The organism is Saccharospirillum sp. HFRX-2, from assembly GCF_043196805.1.
GTDB lineage: Bacteria > Pseudomonadota > Gammaproteobacteria > Pseudomonadales > Natronospirillaceae > Saccharospirillum.
In genome coordinates, this window is record NZ_JBEBMU010000001.1 from 198,053 (window position 1) to 216,156 (window position 18,104).

Genomic DNA, 18,104 nt, shown 5'->3' on the forward strand with positions numbered 1-18,104 from the left:
TAAGAGTTCAGGGCTAAGAGTGCAGGGCCAAGCAGCAACGCCAAGCGTTTAATCAGGCAGTGCGAGGGGAGTTTGCTTCGCGCGAGTGACTTTCCTGCTGGCGCTGATACTGTTCAAAGCCATCATCCCAGCCGGATTCCCACGCCGCCACCAACACATCAATCTGATAGCAGCAGTCTTCCGCGCCACGACCGGTCAAACCCACCAAATAGCCCTGTTGGTAGGCTTTATTGAGGCTGTCCAGCGTCCAATGCGTGCGCTCCACGGTGCTAAACCTCTGTGCGTCTTAGGCGCGATGAGCGGTGACTTGGCGTTAACCGCTCTAAATTGCACCGAACGGCCAATACGAAATAGTGATGAAGTTCACAATACTACCGCGCAAGACCGTTCTTATGTAAGCACTTTCGACGCTGAATCCGGCCTATTGACGCAGATATAGACTTAAAAAAGCGTCGAAATCTTCACCGCTGTCTGCCGCTTCCATTTGCTGCTGTGTCGCCAGGCTGGTTGTCGCGGCGTCGTGCAGGGCTGCAAAGATGGCTTGATCATTGGGATCGTCCTTGCAGCAGTTACCATGGATGCCCGCCAGATCCATACTGGCCTGGCGGTAAGAACCCGCCTCGCGCACCTGAGCCAGAAACCGTGCCGACGGTGTTAAGTCGACATCCACCATCTTGGCACGTTGGGCTTCCACGGCGGCGGCATAACCCGAGCCCGGCGCTATAGCATCGAGTTCAACGGCCAGAGTTGCCAGGGAATCGAGCACGCGCTGACCCTGCTCACGCAGACCCACCGCCTTGCCGTTGAACACCAGTTCCAGCTTCGGATCGCGGCCAGCCGCCGCAACGCGCTGGTTGTTTTCACGCAGCCGGAAACAGTCTTCGCGCTGGATCAGTGAATTGTCCTGCACCAGACACCAGAACAGGAACAGATCGACAAAGCGCATGCGTTCAACATCGATGCCATAAGGTGCGAAAGGATCGACATCCAGACAGCGCACCTCGATGTATTCAACGCCACGCTCGTTCAACGCATGTATCGGTTTTTCACCACTGTGCGCCACCCGCTTGGGACGCAGGTCGCTGTAGTATTCGTTTTCAATCTGCAGGATGGCGGTGCTGAGCTGACGGTACTCACCATCGACCTTGGTACCGATTTTTTCATAGGGCGCATAGGGCGTATGAATCGCTTCGGACAGAGTTTCGGCGTAGGTTTCCAGGCTGTTGAAACAGACATAAAGGCTGCTTTGGGCACTATTGGAGTAACCCAGATCGCTCATCCGCAAGCTGGTGGCATAGCGCCCGAAGAGGGTGTCGTCACCCAGACTTTCCAAGCCGTGGTTGCCCTTCGGCAAGAAGCTGCGATCGGCTGCCGGCGACGCGCCGAACAGATAGAGCAACAACCAGGAATGGCGCCGGAAACCACGGATCAGACTGAAATATTCGCGGTTGATAAAGGCCTGCAGTGAGCCGTTCCAGCCTGAACGTTGTGCCCAGTCGGCCCAGAAATCAGTGGGCATTGACCAGTTGTAATGCACGCCGGCAATGGTCTGCATGGTACGACCATAGCGATGCCACAGGCCATGGCGATAAATGGTTTTCAGTCGACCAATATGACTGCTGCCGTATTGAGCAATGGGAATCTGCGTCTCAGCCGGTAGACGAGTGGGCATGGATGCCGGCCACAGTTGCTCATCCTTTAACTGAGTCAGCGCATAGCGATGCAGCTGACCCAGTTCGGTCAGGGCCGACTCCGGTTGATCGTGCACGCCGGTGATAAATTCCAGCAGGGCTTCAGAGTAATCGGTAGTAATCGACGGATGCGTCAGCGCCGAACCCAGCCCGGCCGGATGCGGAGTTTGGGCAATATCGCCAGTCGTGGTGGCGCGTAAGGTTTCACGCTCGATACCGCGATTGAACTTAAGCCAAGCCGGGTTCAGATCAGCCAATTGACCCAAGCGGGTGAGGGTAGGCAAGGGAAATTCCTCTGTCAGGGCCCGCTCGCAAGGTTGCTCAGGCCATTATTCTTCGCCGTCAGTGGGGCCGGTATGCGTACTTTCCAAGCACGGCCCACTGCCGCATTTGCCTATCGGGACCAGCCTATCAGAGCCGTCCACCCTTTTTCTGCAGGGCTTGCTGCAACTGGGCACCCAGGGCGGTTTGTTGCGGTTCGGGCTGGCGTTGCCGGCGCGGTTGCCCGCCACGACCACCGGCCGATTGACGACCCCCGTCAGAGCGTTGCTGCTGGGGCGCACCGGCTTCATCGTCGAGGCGCATCGACAACGCGATGCGTTTGCGCGCCACATCAACTTCCATCACCTTCACCTTAACGATGTCACCCGCCTTAACCAGCGCCGACGGATCCTTGATAAAGCTGTGACTCATTGCCGAGATATGCACCAGGCCATCTTGATGCACACCCACATCCACAAAGGCACCGAAGTGGGTGACGTTGGTAACCACACCTTCGAGGACCATATTCAGTTTCAGGTCGGAGAGTTTTTCCACACCGTCCTGGAAGCTGGCGGTTTTAAATTCCGGGCGCGGGTCACGACCGGGTTTTTCCAACTCGCGCAGGATATCGGCCACGGTCGGCACACCGAAGGTTTCGTCGGTGTAGTCCTCGGCTTTCAGGCCACGCAGAAAAGCCGCGTCGCCGATCAGATCGGTCACCTGCTTGCGCACACTGCTGAGAATGCGCTCCACCAGCGGATAGGATTCCGGGTGAACCGCTGAGGCATCGAGTGGGTTATCACCGTTCATCACCTTCAGGAAACCCGCCGCCTGCTCAAAGGCTTTCGGGCCGAGTCGGCTGACTTCTTTCAGGTCCTTACGACTGCGGAAGGCGCCGTGCGCATCGCGATGGGCGACGATGTTACCGGCGATGGTCGCATTCAAACCGGACACCCGGGTCAGCAATGGAATCGACGCCGTATTCAGATCGACACCGACGCCGTTCACACAGTCTTCAACCACCGCATCCAACTGACGTGCCAGCGCTACCTGGGAAACGTCGTGCTGGTACTGACCGACACCGATGGATTTGGGATCGATCTTCACCAGTTCGGCCAGCGGGTCCTGCAGGCGACGGGCGATGGAAATGGCGCCGCGTATGGTCACATCCAGATCGGGGAATTCCTTGGCGGCAAATTCCGACGCCGAATACACCGAAGCACCGGACTCATTCACCATCACCGCCTGAGCGTTCAGCTCGGGATGGTCTTTGAGCATGTCTTTAACAAAGCGCTCGGTCTCACGGCTGGCGGTGCCATTACCGATGGCGATCAGTTCAACCTGATATTTAGCACACAAAGCCGCCAGCACCTGCGCCGATTCGCGCGTTTTATTCTGTGGCTGGTTGGGGAAGATGGCGCCGTGATCCATCACCTTGCCAGTGGCATCGAGCACCGCCACTTTCACACCAGTGCGCAAACCTGGGTCCAGACCGATGGTCGCTTTGGGGCCTGCCGGTGCGGCCAGCAGCAGGTCTTTCAGGTTTTTGGCAAAGACATCGATCGCCGCCTGTTCGGCGTCTTCGCGCACCCGGTTAAACAGGTCGGTCTCGATATGGGTCAGCAATTTCACGCGCCAGGTCCAGCGTACGACTTCGGCCAGCCAGGCATCGCCGGCCCGGCCTTTATCTTCGATGCCAAAACGTTCCGCTACCAGCACCTCACCCTGGCTGGAGCCGCGCGGCTCTTCACCGGGAAAACCCAGAGACAGTTGCAGCACACCTTCGTTGCGTCCACGGAACATCGCCAGCGCCCGGTGGCTGGGTACTTTTTTGATCAGTTCGTCGTGTTCGAAATAATCCTGGAACTTGGCGCCTTCGTGCTCTTTGCCATCGACCAGGCGCGCGCGCATTTCGCCGTGCTGCCAGAGGTAATCGCGCAACTGGCCGATCAGCGTCGCGTCTTCGGCGAAGCGCTCCATCAAAATGGCGCGGGCGCCGTCAAGCGCGGCTTTTACATCGGCCACACCTTTGTCTGCGTCGACATAGGCTGCGGCTTCGCTCTGCGGGTCCAGCGTTGGATCGTTAAACAGCGCATCGGCCAGCGGTTCCAAGCCCGCTTCGATAGCGATCTGACCTTTGGTGCGACGCTTGGGTTTGTAGGGCAGGTAAAGGTCTTCCAGCTCGGTCTTGGTGTCGGCGCCCTTGATGGCACCGGCCAGCTCGTCGGTCAGCTTACCTTGCTCGTCGATGCTCGACAGGATGGCGGCGCGCCGGTCTTCCAATTCGCGCAAATAACGCAATCGATCTTCCAGACTGCGCAGCTGGGTATCGTCCAGACCACCGGTGACTTCCTTACGGTAACGACTGATAAAGGGCACAGTGGCGCCTTCATCGAGCAGCGCGACGGCGGCACTGACCTGGCGTTCGTTAACCTGAAGTTCGGTGGCAATGCGGCTTTCAATGGACGGCATGGACGCTTCCGCTGTGGCTGGATTTGAAGCGCGCATCATTAGCCAAAGCGGCCCCTATTTCAAGGCTCGAACTGTGAGCTAAATCCTTGATTCGACAAAGAAAAGCAAAAGCGCTTTGCGAGCGCGGTTGTGGCCTTGCACAGCGCCACCCATAATCGCCTGCCAACCCTTGCACAGCCTCGATGCTTTATGAGCGAACGCGATCTTGTTTTGATCGGTGGTGGTCACAGCCATGCTTTGCTGATCCGCCGACTGGCCATGAACCCCCTGCCCGGGGTGCGCGTCACGCTGCTTTCCGAGGCCAGTGAAACACCCTATTCCGGCATGCTGCCGGGCTTGATAGCCGGTCACTACAGCGCCGACGACATCCACATCGATTTAAACCGACTGTGCCGCTGGGCCGGCGTGCGCTTTATTCGCGGCCGGGTGTGCGGACTGGATGCCGGCGCCAAGCGCATCCAGATTGAAGACCAGCCCGATTTGGCTTACGACAAGCTCAGCATCGACACCGGCTCAACACCGGACCTGTCGATTCCCGGCGCACGCGACTTCGTTATCGGCGTTAAACCCGTCAGTCACTTCTATGCCCGATGGCAACACTTACTCAACGAAGCCGGCCCGGGCGGCCATTGGGGTGTGGTCGGCGGTGGTGCCGGCGGCGTCGAACTGATACTGGCGATGGCGCACCGCTTGGGTGCCAAGCGCTCGGTACAGCTGCATCTGGTTCACAACGGCGAACGCATTTTGCCCGGCGCACCCGAGGCCGTTGTCCGCGCCGCCGAAGCGGCGTTGCAGCGCCAAGGCGTACAGGTGCATCGTCGCTTCCGAGTCGCAGCGGTGGAACAGAGCGGTCTGATCAGTAACGACGGTGAACGGCTGGCGCTGGATCAGACGCTTTGGTGTACCTCGGCGTCGGCGCCAAACTGGCCCAAGAGCTCCGGCCTGGCCTTGGCCGAGAACGGCTTTATCGCGGTCAATCAGCAACTGCAGTCCGTCTCCCACGCCGATGTCTTTGCTGCTGGCGATATCGCTGAGCTGCTTGCCGATCCGCGCCCCAAAGCCGGTGTTTATGCGGTGCGCGAAGCGCCCTTTCTCTACAACAACCTGAAACGCGCCTTTGCTGGCCGGGCACTGCAACCAATACGGTTGCAGAAACGCTTTCTGTCGCTCATTTCACTGGGCGATAAAAGCGCTGTGGGTCACCGTGGACCGCTGGTGATTAGCGGTGCCTGGGTGTGGCGCTGGAAAAATCGCATCGACCGCGCCTTTATGGATCGCTTTCAGGCGCTGGGTCCGCCTCAAACCATGGCTCAGGACGAAGCTGGCGAAACCATGCACTGCGCCGGCTGTGGCTCCAAACTGGCGCCAGCCATTCTGGCTGGAACGCTGGATCGGCTGCCGCGCCGCGAACGCCCCGGCTTTACACCGGCCTTGGGCCAGGCTGAAGATGCGGCGAGCTGGCAGCCCACGCCCGGGCGCTTACAGGTGCAGAGCATTGACGGCTTTCGAGCTTTCAGCGACGACCTCTACCGCTTTGGGCGAGTCGGCGTCTTGCATGCGCTCAGTGATCTGCACGCCATGGGTGCCGAGCCGGTGGCCGCGCAGGTCTGGGCTACGTTGGCCTATCAGCATCCGCGTTTGCAAAAACGCGACTACGACCGGCTGATGACCGGCATCGCCGAGGCACTCTACGCCGAAGGCGCCACTCTGGCCGGCGGCCACAGTACCGAAGGTCCGGAAAATCAGCTGGCGCTGGTGGCTCAGGGTGAAGCCGAGCCGCAACAGCTGTGGTCCAAACACGGCGGCCAGGCGGGCGATTATCTGGTACTGACCAAGCCACTCGGCACCGGCGTAATCCTCGCCGCCGATATGGCAGCGGCCGCACCGGCACAGGCCGTCGATGCCGCCTGGGCATCGATGCTGCGTTCGAATCAGCAAGCTGCTGCAGCACTGCGGGCTTTGCGGCCGACAGCGGTCACCGATGTGACTGGTTTCGGTCTGCTCGGCCATCTGCTGGAAATGCTCGATGAGCAACTGGGTGCCCGGCTCGAAAGCACCGCCATAGCGGCGTTGGAAGGTTCGCTGGCGTTGTTTGAAGCGGGTTGGCAATCGACCTTGGCGCCGCAGCTTGAGCCCTACCTTAATGACTGTCAGTTCGATGCGTCGGTACCCGAACCAGTGCGCCGCCTGCTGCTCGATCCGCAAACCTCTGGCGGACTATTAATCGCCCTTGCGCCGACTGACTGGCCGGCGTTACAGGCCGCACTGCCGGGCGCGGTTTGTATCGGCCAGCTGACCGAGCGCGCTCAGCAGCCGACTGCGGTAGTGGTCCAGGCGACCGAGCCGCTATAATCGCGGCCCCTTTTGGATCAATAGCACCGCATGGCTGACCGCATTACGCCTGAACAACTGCTGCCGCTGCTGGCCGGCGACACCACCTTTATCGATGTGCGCGCACCGATCGAGTTCGACCAGGGTCATGTGCCCGGCGCGCTTAATCGCCCGCTGATGACCGATGAGGAACGCCATAAGGTCGGCATCTGCTACAAGCAGCAAGGCCAGAAAGCCGCCGTGGCGCTGGGTCATAAGCTGGTCTCGGGAGAGGTGAAAGCGCAGCGGGTAAGTGCCTGGCTGGAGGCTGCGACAAAGCCGGAGCAGACGGTGCTCTATTGCGCCCGTGGCGGTATGCGCTCGTCGATCAGCCAGGGCTGGATAAGCGAAGCCGGTCTCGATCTGCCCTTGGTCCAGGGCGGCTACAAAACCCTGCGCCATGCCTTGATGGAGCAGAATCAACACTTCAGCGATAGCGCCGATCTGATCGTCGTCGCCGGTCGCACCGGCTCGGGTAAAACCAAGGTGATCGAGGCGGTCAGCAACGCCATCGACCTGGAAGCCCTGGCCAATCATCGCGGCTCAGCTTTTGGACGTCACACCAGCGCGCAACCCAGCCAGGCCAATTTTGAAAACGCCGTCGCCATGGCCAGCCTGCGCATCGACACCAGCCGGCCGGTGGTGATCGAAGACGAATCGCGCAATATCGGCAGCGTTCATCTCGGTCAGCGTCTGGCCGAACGCATTAAAAGCGCTGCTGTGGTGATGCTGGAAGTGTCGCTGGAAGAACGCGTCGAGGTGATTCTGGAAGACTACGTCATCGGTTTACAGGCGGAGTATCAACAGCAGTTTGGTGCCGAAGGTTGGCAGCGTTATCGCGACTATATGGAAGGCGCCTTGCAGCGCGTCAGTCGTCGCCTGGGCGGGTTGTTGTATCAGCAGGTTTTCAGCGAACTGCAGTTCGCGCTTCAGCACCAGGACACGACCGGTTCACTGGACGCCCATCGTGTCTGGATCGAATTACTGCTGCGCAATTACTACGACCGGATGTACGACTACCAACTGCAAAAAGCGCCGCGTGATATTTTATTCAGCGGCGGCCGTCACGAGTTGATCGACTTTCTCAATCAGCGCCAGAACGGTAACTGATACGTCAAAGTCACCATCTCAGTACCCGGGTTTTCCAACGCAACGCTGGCGTTGGACAGATGCGCATAATGCACGCCGATGCGGGTGGCATCAGCAAACTGCCAGACCAGACCACCGCTGGATTTCAGCTCGAACATATGACCCAGATCGGTGTCTTCACCTGCGCCGTAAAAATACAGTCCCGGGCCAAAACTGAAGGTGAATGCCAGACCGGTTTCACCACTGGTAAAAAACGACGTGCGGCTGATACCGGTGTAGAGATAATGCGACTGCTCCCGGGTGCGCATGAAACCAAGCAGCGGCTTGAAATCGTAGCGACTCAAGCCTCTCTGCGCTTGTATTTCCAAGCCGTATTGAGTGTCCTGATTGTCACGAAACATATCGTAAGTGCCAATAAAAACCTTGGCATAACCCGCTTCATCGTCGGCCCAGACGGGTCCAATCCAGAGCAACAAAAACAGCCAGCAATAACGCACTACGTCTACCTCTTTTATCGTCATTCGGCGAACAACCGCTCGTCCGGGTTTTTATCACAAGCATTGCTGCAGGCATCTCCTTTTGCCAATCCATGCGGTTAACGAACAACCTCAGCCAGCCGCTGCACCGCCTGGTTCAGTTGCTCGGCCGTCACATAAGGCGCCGGTCCCAGGCGCAACGCATCACCACGACTGTCAGTATAGACACCGCGCGTTTTCAGCTGCTGCACGATGTCCGCGGCCTTGGGTGTGTGCAGTACCAAAAACCCACCGAGGTGATCGAGTGGCGTCTGCGGCAGTTGCAGATGGTCGGGCCAGGCATGTTCGTGCAACAGATTCAGCAGGTGTTGTTGCTGCGCTTTGTAATAGGGGTATAGCACAGCGGGTGTTAATCCCTGGTCGGTGAAGAAATCAAGCACCGACACCGCCCGGTAATGGCTGGTGGTGTCGTAGGTGGACCCTTCAAATGCCCAGCGACCACGACCGTATTGCACCTCATTGCTGGGAACCTGATTCAGCGTCGCGTATTCGGCGTACCAGCCGGTCACCAACGGCCGCCAATCGCAGTCTTTGGGCACGCGCAGAAAACAATTGCCTTCGCCGAATTGGCAATATTTATAACCACCCCCAACAACAAAGGCGCTTTCCAGTTTCAATTCGGCCAACGACCAGGGCAGCACATTGACGGCGTGATAGGCATCGAGCAACAACGGCAAATCACGCTGCTGACAAAAAGCCGCCAGCTCACTCAACTGCGGCACGACACGACCGCTTTGAAACAAAACCGCCGAGCACAATACAGCGGCAGTCTTGTCATCCACTTGAGCCATTAAACGTTCCACCAGAGTCGAAACCGGCTCGGCCGCCACCTTGACGACTTCGATGCGGGTTTCATTCAGCCGATCGAGCAGACGACGCATCGAATGAAACTCACCGTCGGTGGTAATCAGTTTGGGTTTGTCCTGCAACGGCAAGGCCGATAACCAACGCACCAGCAATTCCTGAGTGTTCTGACCCAGGGTGTATTCGCCACTGGGATCATCGAGCAAGCGCCCATAGCCGGCGCGCAGTTGCTCGGCCTTGGCAAAAGCCGCCGACCATTTGTCATCAACGTGGGTAGCGGCGTCTTCAATGGCTTGCATCTGACCTTCGAAAGCGACATCCGGCCAGGCCTGATGTGAATGGCCGGTGAGCAGGATGCGTTCGTCGACGCGGAATTTTTGGTAATGGCGCTGCAGTTGGCGGGCACGGTCCTGCCAGTCACGCGGGGAATTGGTTGGGTTATTCATGGTCGGTCCTAAATGTCAGTCGCCATAGCCTAGCACCAAAGACATGTTCCCTCAGTGAGACGCCCGGTTTCTGGCTGGTCGCTCGCTGCCTGGCTCGCTATGCTCGACGCTCTTGTTTTTGCTGTTCATTGTTATTGTTATCGGTCGCCTTACCCCGGAGTTTATTGCCATGACCCAAAGCGAATTTCCTTTCCAACTGCCCAGCCAGCCAGAACACCACAGTGCCTTGCCGGATAGCTGTGATGTCGTCGTCATCGGCGGCGGTGTTATTGGAGTCATGACGGCCTGGTTTCTGAATCGCAAAGGACTCAAGGTGGTGCTGTGCGAAAAAGGCCGCATCGCTGGTGAGCAGTCGTCACGCAATTGGGGTTGGGTGCGCCAGCAAGGTCGCGATCCACACGAACTGCCGATCATGATGGAAGCCAACCGGCTGTGGCAGCAATTGTCGGCCGACAGCGACGAAGAACTCGGCTTTCGCCAGACCGGCATTCTCTATGTCGCCGAGAGTGAAAAAGAATTGGCTCAGTTTGAGCAATGGCAGCGACTGGCCAGTGAGCAGGGACTGGATAGCAAGATGCTCAGCCCCGCTCAACTCCAAGGCCAGCTACCCAGTTATCGTCGTGATTGGCTCGGCGGACTGTTCACGCCCAGCGATGGTCGTGCCGAACCCTGGCAGGCGGTGCCGGCGCTGGCGCGAGCGGCAGCCAAAGCCGGTGTGACCATCGTTGAGCAATGCGCGGTGCGTACCCTGGAAACCAGCGCCGGTCAGCTCAGTGCGGTGGCAACCGAGCGCGGGGTTATTCGCTGTGAGCAGGCAGTTTTGGCCGGTGGCGCCTGGTCGAGTCTGTTTGCGCGCAATGCGGGCATTCACATTCCGCAGCTGTCAGTGCTGGCTTCTGTGGGTGCAACCACTGCTTTGCCAGAATTCTACGACGGCCAGATCGGCGCGCCGGATTTCGCACTGCGCCGGCGTCTGGATGGCGGCTACAACATCGCGCCGGGTTACGATCACGATTTCTTTATCGGTCCGGATGCCTTCCGCCATTTCCGGCATTATCTGCCGCAGTTGCGCAAAGATTTTTCCGGCACGCATTTTCATCCACTGGCACCGAAAAACTTCCCCGATAGCTGGGGCACCCAGCGCCACTGGCAGGGCGATCAGATCAGTCCGTTTGAGCAGCAACGCATTCTCAACCCGACACCCAATCACAGGGCGCTGAACAAGACTCTGCAGCGCATCAAGGATGCCTTTCCGGGTTTTGGCGATGCCAGCATCCGCACCAGCTGGGGCGGTATGATCGATACCATGCCGGACATTCTGCCGATACTGGATCGGGTACCGAGTTGCCGTGGTTTGGTAATCGCCACCGGCATGAGTGGTCACGGTTTTGGTATTGGGCCCGGTATGGGCAGGGTGATTGCCGATCTGGTAGCCGAGCAGCCGGTCGGCCACGATCTCAGCCGTTTCCGCTTTGATCGGTTTAGTGATGGTTCAAAGGTTGAACTGAGCCCGGCGTTTTAAAGGAACAATTCGGTTCGTGGTTTGTTCCGCAGCCACCGGGGCAGGTTCTGAGTGGGACGCTGCAAGTACGTCCCTGTAAGCTCGGCGATCCACATCCCTGTGGATCGACGCCCACTCAGAACCTGCCCCGGCGACTGCTCATTACTAGGCATTGGGTTGTTACTGAGTTACGGCTGCAACCGTTCAACCTGCCACTGAGATCCTTCACGTCGATAGATAAACCGATCGTGCAAGCGTCCACCGCGACCCTGCCAGAATTCAATCTGCTGCGGTTCCACAGCGATGCCGCCCCAAAACGGCGGCAACGGAATTTCTTCGTGGTCGGCAAAACGCGCTTCGGTTGCAGCAAAAGCCGCATCCAAATCGTCACGTGAGGCAATCGGCTGACTCTGCTGGCTGGTCCAGGCACCAATCTGGCTGGCGCGCGGCCGGGAATGGAAGTACTCCGCCGAGGCCTGCTCGTCGATGCGTTGGGCGTTGCCATAGACCACCACCTGACGCTCCAGCGCCAGCCAGCCGAAGTGCAAACTGACCTTGGCATTGGCGGCGATATCGCGGCCTTTATGGCTGTCGTAATTGGTGTAGAACACAAAGCCGCGTTCATCGAGCGCTTTCAGCAACACCACTCGCTGGCTCGGCTGACCATTAGCATCGACCGTGGCCAGCGTCATCGCCGTCGGATCAGCGCTCAGTTGTGCATCGACTGCCTGTTGCAACCAGGTTTCGAATTGCACGATGGGATCAGCATGCAAATCCACACGGTTCAGCCCACCCTTGAGGTAATCACGGCGAATATCATCGAGTTTCATGCGGTCTCTCCTGGTTGCGTTAACGCGGCTGACAGTTCGGGCAATAGCAGGTGCTGCGGTTATTGGTGCGCATTTCTTTGATCAGCGTTGCGCAGCGCTTACACGGCAAACCAGCACGGCCATAGACATTCAGCGACTGGGCAAAATAGCCTGGCTTGCCATCACCGCCGACAAAATCGCGCAAGGTCGTACCGCCCTGGCTGATCGCCAACGCCAGCACCTGCTTGATGGTATCAACCAAGCGCTCGCACTCTGCCTTAGTGATTCGTCCGGTTTGTTTATGGGGATAAACACCGGCCATAAACAGCGCTTCGTTGGCATAAATATTCCCAACACCGACAACGACTCGCGCGTCCATCAGGAAGGTTTTGATCTTGGTTTTGCGCTTGCGGCTGAGCTTGAATAAATAGTCAGCGCTGAACGCATCGCTGAGCGGTTCCGGGCCTAGGTGTGCAATCAATTCATGGCTGTTGATCGGCGCTTCGGTATAGAGCCAGGCACCGAAACGGCGCGGATCGTTGTAACGCAGTCGCACGCCATTATCGAGTTCCAGATCGAGATGATCGTGCTTGCCCGGCGTCGGATCATCGAGCAAGACGCGCAGGCTGCCCGACATGCCCAGATGAATGATCAGCACGCCGCGTTCGAGTTGGATCAGCAAGTATTTGGAGCGCCGCTCGGTGCCGAGAATTTTTTGGTCCTGAAGCTGCGCCGGCATTTCCGGCGTCACCGGCCAGCGCAGACGACCGTCGCGCACGGTCAGGCGCATAACGCGCCGATTCAAAATATGAGGTTCAACACCGCGTCGTGTGGTTTCGACTTCGGGTAATTCGGGCATCTGGGTTTCCGTTAATCAGAACAGCGGCGGCTGAAAAGCGGCCATTATGGCATGAAGGGCCGGGGACGACATGAGCTGTAGAACCCGGCCCAAGGCTCAGTTCACTTTCTGTGCACGCAGCAATAGAAACAACGGAATTTCCTGTGCTGCACGACGTTCAGCACGGCTCAGTTTCTGGCTCGGCTGCAGCGCTTCCAGCATGGGGATTTCCACCAATTGATCCACCAGAAAGCCGCTACTCACCAAAGCACTGACATAGTGGCTCAGTGGTCGGTGATAGCTGCGCGTGGTGCCCTGGCCGCTCTGGTGTCGTTGCATCGGTATGTTCAGTGGCGACAGATAAGTGTCGATCCGCCGGTACTGCAATTGACGACCGCCATCCCAGCCCCAGCCACTTTGGCGTGGAATGCGAAAACACGGATGCGTCATCAACATCACTAACCGACCACCGGGGCGCAGCAAGATGGCCGCGTTATCGATGGCCGGTTGCAGCGGATTGATGTCCTGCACACTGAGCATAAATACCGCCGCATCAAAGCTTGTGTCTCCCAGGCGTGCGGGCAACGCCGGATCGGTCACATTAGCAACGATGAAACGACGGCCGGCGCCAGCATGGTGTTTGCGCGCACGACTAATCAATTTGCCGCTGAGATCCACACCGGTATAACTCAGGCCCAGCCGACTGGCATGTTCGGCCAGTGCACCCGGACCGCAGCCCAGATCCAGCAAGCGTTCACCGGCCTGCCCATCAACAGCCTGCAATACAGCCGGAATGGCCAGCTTACGATGGTGGATACTGCCACGCGGGCCAGACCAGCCTGCGTACCAATCAGCGACACCATCCCAACTCTGGCTGGAACGCGACGCAATGGATTGTTTTGCCATCACAAAATTTCCTGTCGTTAACTTCGACGGAAACACAGCGACGAGCAGGCCCTGTCATCCAAAAGAAAACTGGATCGGAGCGGTGTCGAAAGAAGAGGGGTTGGTACCGTCTGCTCGCCACTCAGGCGAAGCGCAGGCGACCAAAGACGATGTCAGCAAAAACCATCAACGACATGATGGGAACCTTATCAAATCAGAACGCAGCCGCATTCTAGGTAGCCTCGCTGCTGTGGGTCAAGCAGACACAAAAAAACCGACGCTGCAGAACAGGGTCGGTTTTTTTAACGAAGGCCGAGACTTACTTGATCTTGGCTTCTTTGAAGATGACGTGCTTGCGAACGACCGGATCGAATTTTTTGAATTCCATCTTGTCGGGAGTATTACGCTTGTTCTTGTCGGTGGTGTAGTAGTAACCGGTACCGGCGCTGGACACCAACTTGATTTTATCACGCATGGCTAAGCTCCTTAGACCTTCTCGCCACGGGCACGAATGTCGGTCAGAACCGCTTCGATACCCTTCTTGTCGATGATGCGCATGCCCTTAGAGGAAACACGCAGTTTGACGAAACGCTTTTCACCCTCAACCCAGAAACGGTGAGTGTGCAGGTTCGGCAGGAACCGGCGCTTGGTCTTGATGTGAGAGTGGGAAACGTTGTTCCCGGTTACGGGACGCTTACCCGTAACTTGGCAAATTCTGGACATGGTGCAATCGCCTCCGATTCTTCGGTCAGACCGACGTTATAGCTCGTGAAATTGGCTTTTGGTTCAAAGCCTGGAGTCCGTTCGGCACGCGCGCCGTTTGGCCCCGATCCGCCCTGTCGATCCGGGGCCCGGATAAAATGAGGCGCGTTTTATACCAGAAGGCCCGAACCAACTCAAGCATCCTGGCGAAACTTTGTTCAGTTCCTGGAGTGCAACCTCATTCACCGTAACCAACCGCGTTCGGCAAAGCTCACCACCACACCAGCACCGACCACCATGTGGTCGAGTACTCGAACGTCGATTGTCTGCAATGAATCGATCAGTCGGTCGGTGATACGACGATCGGCATCGCTCGGTTCAGCGACGCCGCTGGGATGATTGTGCGCCAGTATGACGGCTGCGGCGTTATGCGACAACGCCCGTCTCACCACTTCGCGCGGATAAACCGCAGCGCCATCAATGGTCCCGGTAAACAGCGGCTCGTAGAGCAACACTCGATGCTGATTATCAAGCCAGATACAGGCAAAGACTTCGTGCGGCAGGCTACGCAGTTGCGCCAATACAAAGGAACGCGCATCAGCCGGCGAGGTCAGTGCCGGCCCGGTGCGTAATTCATCGAGCAGATAGCGCCGGCTCATTTCCAGCACCGCCTGCAACTGCACGAACTTGGCGCTGCCCAAGCCCTTACCAGCGCAAAAAGCATTTTGATCGGCGGCCAGTAAGGCAGCCAGACTGCCGTAATCGTTGAGCAGGGTGCGCGCCAGATCGACCGCCGTCAGACCGGGCAAACCAGTGCGCAGAAAGATCGCCAGTAATTCGGCATCGGTGAGTGAAGCGGCGCCTCGTTCGAGCAGCTTTTCCCGCGGCCGTTCGGCCGCCGGCCAATCCTTAATCGCCATCCTTGCATCTCCTTGTGGTCCAACCGTGGACTCTGAGCACAACCACCCCCATGTGGTATTCTCGCGCTCTATTTTGAAAGGCGGGACCTTGGCATGCAAACACTGGTCGGAAAACGCATCGTGGTCGGTATCACCGGAGGCATCGCCGCTTATAAGTCGGCTGAGCTGGTGCGCGAGCTGATTCGCGCCGGCGCCGAAGTGCGAGTAGTGATGACCGAGGCGGCTCAGGAATTTATTACCCCCCTGACTTTGCAAGCGCTCAGCGGCCATCCGGTGCATCGCAGTCTGCTCGATGAAGAAGCTGAGATGGGCATGGGTCATATCGAGCTGGCGCGCTGGGCGGATCTGTTATTGGTTGCCCCGGCGACGGCCGACTTTATTGCCCGCCTCGCCTCGGGTATGGGCAATGACTTGCTGACCACTCTGTGCCTGGCCACCCGTGCACCCCTGGCTTTGGCACCGGCAATGAACGAGAAAATGTGGCTTAACCCGGTCACTCAAGCCAACGTCGAAAAGCTCACCACCTTGCAACCGGGCACTCTTTGGTTCGGTCCCGATGCCGGCCAGCAGGCCTGTGGCGATATTGGCCCGGGCCGGATGCTGGAACCGGTCGGGCTGGCCGAGCTAACTGCGCGGGCGTTCAGCGCCGGTTTTCTGACCGGGCGCAAAGTCGTCATTACCGCCGGGCCAACGCGCGAAGCCATCGACCCGGTGCGCTACCTGAGCAACCACTCCAGCGGCAAGATGGGTTTTGCGCTGGCCGCTGCAGCTGCCGAAGCCGGTGCCGACGTCACCTTGATTGCAGGCCCGGTAAAGCTCGCCACGCCACCGCGAGTTAAGCGGCTTGATGTGACCACGGCTGTAGAGATGGACGACGCAGCCCAGGCCAATCTGGACGCGGTGGATTTGTTTATTGCCACTGCGGCCGTAGCGGATTATCGGCCGGCGTCTGTGCCGACCCAGAAAATTAAAAAAGACCAAGGTCAGAATGGTCTGACGCTGGAACTGATCGAAAACCCGGATATCGTTGCCGGGGTCGCCAACAGCGAGCGACGACCCAAGCAGGTCATCGCCTTTGCCGCTGAAACTGAAAACCTGGAAAGTCACGCCCGCGCCAAGCTGGAGAAGAAAGCCGTCGACTGGGTCGTGGCCAACGATGTGTCGCGCAACGACATCGGTTTTGGCAGCGACCTCAACGACATCCTGCTGGTCAGCGCACAACGCAGCGAAGCCTTCGGCCCGGCCAGCAAGGCCCAGGTAGCGCGCTGGCTGATCGAACAATTTGCCACCCAACTGCCACCGATACAGGACACCGAATGAAGCACCGCCTGAAAATCAAAAAACTCGACGCTCGTCTGGGCGACAGCATCCCTCTGCCCAGCTACGGCACCGAAGGTTCTGCCGGTCTCGATCTGCGCGCCTGTCTGGATGAGCCGCTGACGCTGGAACCGGGACAGACCACTTTAGTCGGCACGGGCCTGGCGATTCATATCGATGATCCGAACTACGCCGCCATGATTCTGCCGCGCTCTGGCCTCGGCCATAAACACGGCATCGTGCTGGGCAACCTGGTGGGCTTAATCGATTCGGATTATCAGGGCGAGTTAATGGTGTCGTGCTGGAATCGCGGCCAAACCAGCTTTCAACTGGAACCCGGCGAACGCCTGGCGCAACTGGTTTTGGTGCCCGTGGTGCAGGCGGAATTCGAATGGGTCGAGGATTTTGAGGTCAGTGATCGTGGCGCCGGCGGCTTCGGGCACACCGGTCGTCACTGATCAGTCTTCACGCTGTTGGGTAAACAGCGAGCGCCAATAAGCATCGGCCGGCTGTTCACCCAATTGCACCAGCGCTTCATCGAGACGTTCGGGCTGACTGCCGTAGCCGGCGATCAGATCGTTGATCAGAAAGAAGCGCTGCTCGAGCTTCAGGCGCACTCTCATATAAGCCGGTTCTTCCACCACCGTGAGCGGATAGACACCGGTCGATAGATAAAAGCGTGCGTAATAGCTGTAATTCAGCGCCACTTCACCCTTGAGAATACGCCGCACCGTGCGTTGAGTGACACTCAAAAAGTCGGCAAATTCGCGTCGGGTGAAACCGTTTTGGGTGATAAAACGACGCATGGCGTCGGCAATCATCAGGTAATAATCATCCGAATAGAGAAAGCGGCGCGCCTCTTCCATCTCTTCGATGGAGATGTGCATCGAACGATCAATATCGCGGTGAATGGTACGCGGACAATCATCAATCAGGCCGCGCAACGCCTCCATCGACTGCGATGACGGAACCCGCTGCAGCAGCAGCGCCAATTTGATCTGGCGGATATTGCGGTAATCGCCAATCGGCAAGTGACCAAAATAATCGGACTGCGCCAGGATATGCAGGGGCGACAAGCCCATGACAAAGCTCCACCAGGCAATGATGTGCATGCGGTATTGGCGCTTGCCTTTTTCCATTTCCAGATAGGTTTTCTTGGATACCGATAAGGCATTCATCAAGGCCGGAATTTTCTGCTGGTTCATATGACGAACCTGCGCCAGAAAAGCACCAACGTTCTCGTTGAACTGTCCCTCGATTTCGCTGAAATCTACGCCATCAAGTGCAATGGGGTTTGAGCGTGAATTCGGATTCATAGCCACCGTTGTTGTCATCCGTTCAGATCGACTTCCATGCCGCCTTACCCATCCATTCGCAGCCGCCTGTTATGTGGCACGCTCCGTTCCAGTCACGCTATCGGCAACAACTACCATTCACAATACCGTCTTTTCGCTTTTTGTTGT

The 18,104-nt window shown here is 58.1% G+C and carries 17 protein-coding genes; 5 read left to right on the forward strand and 12 right to left on the reverse strand.

Translation table 11 applies throughout. The features are described from left to right. Positions 1-52 precede the first annotated feature (52 nt). From rmf to ABMA60_RS01055, 3 genes are all read right to left on the reverse strand, one after another. Positions 53-265: a ribosome modulation factor gene (gene rmf, locus ABMA60_RS01045; RefSeq protein WP_392797502.1), complete on the reverse strand. Its 213-nt coding sequence runs from the start codon at positions 263-265 to the stop codon at positions 53-55. Positions 266-421: 156 nt separating this feature from the next. After that, the gene (gshA, locus tag ABMA60_RS01050; RefSeq protein ID WP_392797504.1) at positions 422-1,975 is read right to left on the reverse strand and encodes a glutamate--cysteine ligase; all 1,554 of its coding nucleotides are present in this window, start codon (positions 1,973-1,975) and stop codon (positions 422-424) included. Between the two features lie 127 nt (positions 1,976-2,102). Continuing rightward, entirely contained in the window at positions 2,103-4,424 is a 2,322-nt protein-coding gene (locus tag ABMA60_RS01055) for a Tex family protein (protein ID WP_392797506.1), read from the reverse strand. Between the two features lie 189 nt (positions 4,425-4,613). Between ABMA60_RS01055 and selD the strand changes: the two genes are divergently transcribed. Both selD and mnmH read left to right on the forward strand, forming a co-directional pair. Beyond that, positions 4,614-6,776: a selenide, water dikinase SelD gene (gene selD / locus ABMA60_RS01060; RefSeq protein ID WP_392797508.1), complete on the forward strand. Its 2,163-nt coding sequence runs from the start codon at positions 4,614-4,616 to the stop codon at positions 6,774-6,776. 30 nt (positions 6,777-6,806) lie between these two features. Then, the gene (gene mnmH / locus ABMA60_RS01065) at positions 6,807-7,904 is read left to right on the forward strand and encodes a tRNA 2-selenouridine(34) synthase MnmH (RefSeq protein WP_392797509.1); all 1,098 of its coding nucleotides are present in this window, start codon (positions 6,807-6,809) and stop codon (positions 7,902-7,904) included. On the opposite strand, the gene ABMA60_RS01070 is transcribed toward mnmH, so the two are convergent. Next, positions 7,883-8,404 carry an acyloxyacyl hydrolase gene (locus ABMA60_RS01070; protein ID WP_392797510.1) on the reverse strand — a complete coding sequence of 174 codons (522 nt, stop codon included), beginning with the start codon at positions 8,402-8,404 and terminating at the stop codon, positions 7,883-7,885. The genes mnmH and ABMA60_RS01070 overlap by 22 nt on opposite strands. Positions 8,405-8,478: 74 nt before the next feature. Then, a complete protein-coding gene (locus ABMA60_RS01075) occupies positions 8,479-9,669 on the reverse strand; it encodes a kynureninase (RefSeq protein ID WP_392797511.1) in 1,191 nt (396 codons plus the stop codon). Positions 9,670-9,838: 169 nt separating this feature from the next. Here ABMA60_RS01075 and ABMA60_RS01080 point away from each other — a divergent pair, with 169 nt between their 5' ends. Then, positions 9,839-11,191 carry an NAD(P)/FAD-dependent oxidoreductase gene (locus ABMA60_RS01080; protein ID WP_392797513.1) on the forward strand — a complete coding sequence of 451 codons (1,353 nt, stop codon included), beginning with the start codon at positions 9,839-9,841 and terminating at the stop codon, positions 11,189-11,191. Positions 11,192-11,358: 167 nt separating this feature from the next. On the opposite strand, the gene pdxH is transcribed toward ABMA60_RS01080, so the two are convergent. The 6 genes from pdxH to radC all read right to left on the reverse strand — a co-directional run bounded on the left by pdxH (position 11,359) and on the right by radC (position 15,324). After that, a complete protein-coding gene (gene pdxH / locus ABMA60_RS01085; RefSeq protein ID WP_392797515.1) occupies positions 11,359-12,000 on the reverse strand; it encodes a pyridoxamine 5'-phosphate oxidase in 642 nt (213 codons plus the stop codon). A gap of 19 nt (positions 12,001-12,019) precedes the next feature. Then, positions 12,020-12,838, reverse strand: coding sequence for a bifunctional DNA-formamidopyrimidine glycosylase/DNA-(apurinic or apyrimidinic site) lyase (mutM, locus tag ABMA60_RS01090; RefSeq protein ID WP_392797517.1), 819 nt, complete (start codon positions 12,836-12,838; stop codon positions 12,020-12,022). Between the two features lie 96 nt (positions 12,839-12,934). After that, a complete protein-coding gene (locus ABMA60_RS01095; protein WP_392797519.1) occupies positions 12,935-13,723 on the reverse strand; it encodes a class I SAM-dependent methyltransferase in 789 nt (262 codons plus the stop codon). A 298-nt stretch (positions 13,724-14,021) separates the two neighbouring features. Further along, complete coding sequence (rpmG, locus tag ABMA60_RS01100; RefSeq protein ID WP_392797520.1) at positions 14,022-14,177, reverse strand: 50S ribosomal protein L33; 156 nt, start codon at positions 14,175-14,177, stop codon at positions 14,022-14,024. Between the two features lie 11 nt (positions 14,178-14,188). Then, a complete protein-coding gene (gene rpmB, locus ABMA60_RS01105; protein ID WP_392797521.1) occupies positions 14,189-14,425 on the reverse strand; it encodes a 50S ribosomal protein L28 in 237 nt (78 codons plus the stop codon). A gap of 221 nt (positions 14,426-14,646) precedes the next feature. Further along, positions 14,647-15,324, reverse strand: coding sequence for a DNA repair protein RadC (gene radC / locus ABMA60_RS01110; RefSeq protein ID WP_392797522.1), 678 nt, complete (start codon positions 15,322-15,324; stop codon positions 14,647-14,649). A 93-nt stretch (positions 15,325-15,417) separates the two neighbouring features. On the opposite strand from radC, the gene coaBC reads away from it, so the two are divergent. Beyond that, entirely contained in the window at positions 15,418-16,644 is a 1,227-nt protein-coding gene (gene coaBC / locus ABMA60_RS01115; RefSeq protein WP_392797524.1) for a bifunctional phosphopantothenoylcysteine decarboxylase/phosphopantothenate--cysteine ligase CoaBC, read from the forward strand. Continuing rightward, the gene (dut, locus tag ABMA60_RS01120; RefSeq protein ID WP_392797526.1) at positions 16,641-17,099 is read left to right on the forward strand and encodes a dUTP diphosphatase; all 459 of its coding nucleotides are present in this window, start codon (positions 16,641-16,643) and stop codon (positions 17,097-17,099) included. Before coaBC ends, dut begins: the two co-directional genes overlap by 4 nt. Here the strand turns inward: dut and ABMA60_RS01125 are convergent, their stop codons facing one another. Then, a complete protein-coding gene (locus ABMA60_RS01125) occupies positions 17,100-17,975 on the reverse strand; it encodes a hypothetical protein (RefSeq protein ID WP_392797527.1) in 876 nt (291 codons plus the stop codon). Positions 17,976-18,104 lie beyond the last annotated feature (129 nt).

Coding starts and splice junctions, on each gene's coding strand:
- ABMA60_RS01055 (WP_392797506.1), bottom strand. CDS start 4,424: ATGCCGTCCATTGAAAGCCGCATTGCCACCGAACTTCAGGTTAACGAA.
- selD (WP_392797508.1), top strand. CDS start 4,614: ATGAGCGAACGCGATCTTGTTTTGATCGGTGGTGGTCACAGCCATGCT.
- mnmH (WP_392797509.1), top strand. CDS start 6,807: ATGGCTGACCGCATTACGCCTGAACAACTGCTGCCGCTGCTGGCCGGC.
- ABMA60_RS01070 (WP_392797510.1), bottom strand. CDS start 8,404: ATGACGATAAAAGAGGTAGACGTAGTGCGTTATTGCTGGCTGTTTTTG.
- ABMA60_RS01075 (WP_392797511.1), bottom strand. CDS start 9,669: ATGAATAACCCAACCAATTCCCCGCGTGACTGGCAGGACCGTGCCCGC.
- ABMA60_RS01080 (WP_392797513.1), top strand. CDS start 9,839: ATGACCCAAAGCGAATTTCCTTTCCAACTGCCCAGCCAGCCAGAACAC.
- pdxH (WP_392797515.1), bottom strand. CDS start 12,000: ATGAAACTCGATGATATTCGCCGTGATTACCTCAAGGGTGGGCTGAAC.
- mutM (WP_392797517.1), bottom strand. CDS start 12,838: ATGCCCGAATTACCCGAAGTCGAAACCACACGACGCGGTGTTGAACCT.
- ABMA60_RS01095 (WP_392797519.1), bottom strand. CDS start 13,723: ATGGCAAAACAATCCATTGCGTCGCGTTCCAGCCAGAGTTGGGATGGT.
- rpmG (WP_392797520.1), bottom strand. CDS start 14,177: ATGCGTGATAAAATCAAGTTGGTGTCCAGCGCCGGTACCGGTTACTAC.
- rpmB (WP_392797521.1), bottom strand. CDS start 14,425: ATGTCCAGAATTTGCCAAGTTACGGGTAAGCGTCCCGTAACCGGGAAC.
- radC (WP_392797522.1), bottom strand. CDS start 15,324: ATGGCGATTAAGGATTGGCCGGCGGCCGAACGGCCGCGGGAAAAGCTG.
- coaBC (WP_392797524.1), top strand. CDS start 15,418: ATGCAAACACTGGTCGGAAAACGCATCGTGGTCGGTATCACCGGAGGC.
- dut (WP_392797526.1), top strand. CDS start 16,641: ATGAAGCACCGCCTGAAAATCAAAAAACTCGACGCTCGTCTGGGCGAC.
- ABMA60_RS01125 (WP_392797527.1), bottom strand. CDS start 17,975: ATGACAACAACGGTGGCTATGAATCCGAATTCACGCTCAAACCCCATT.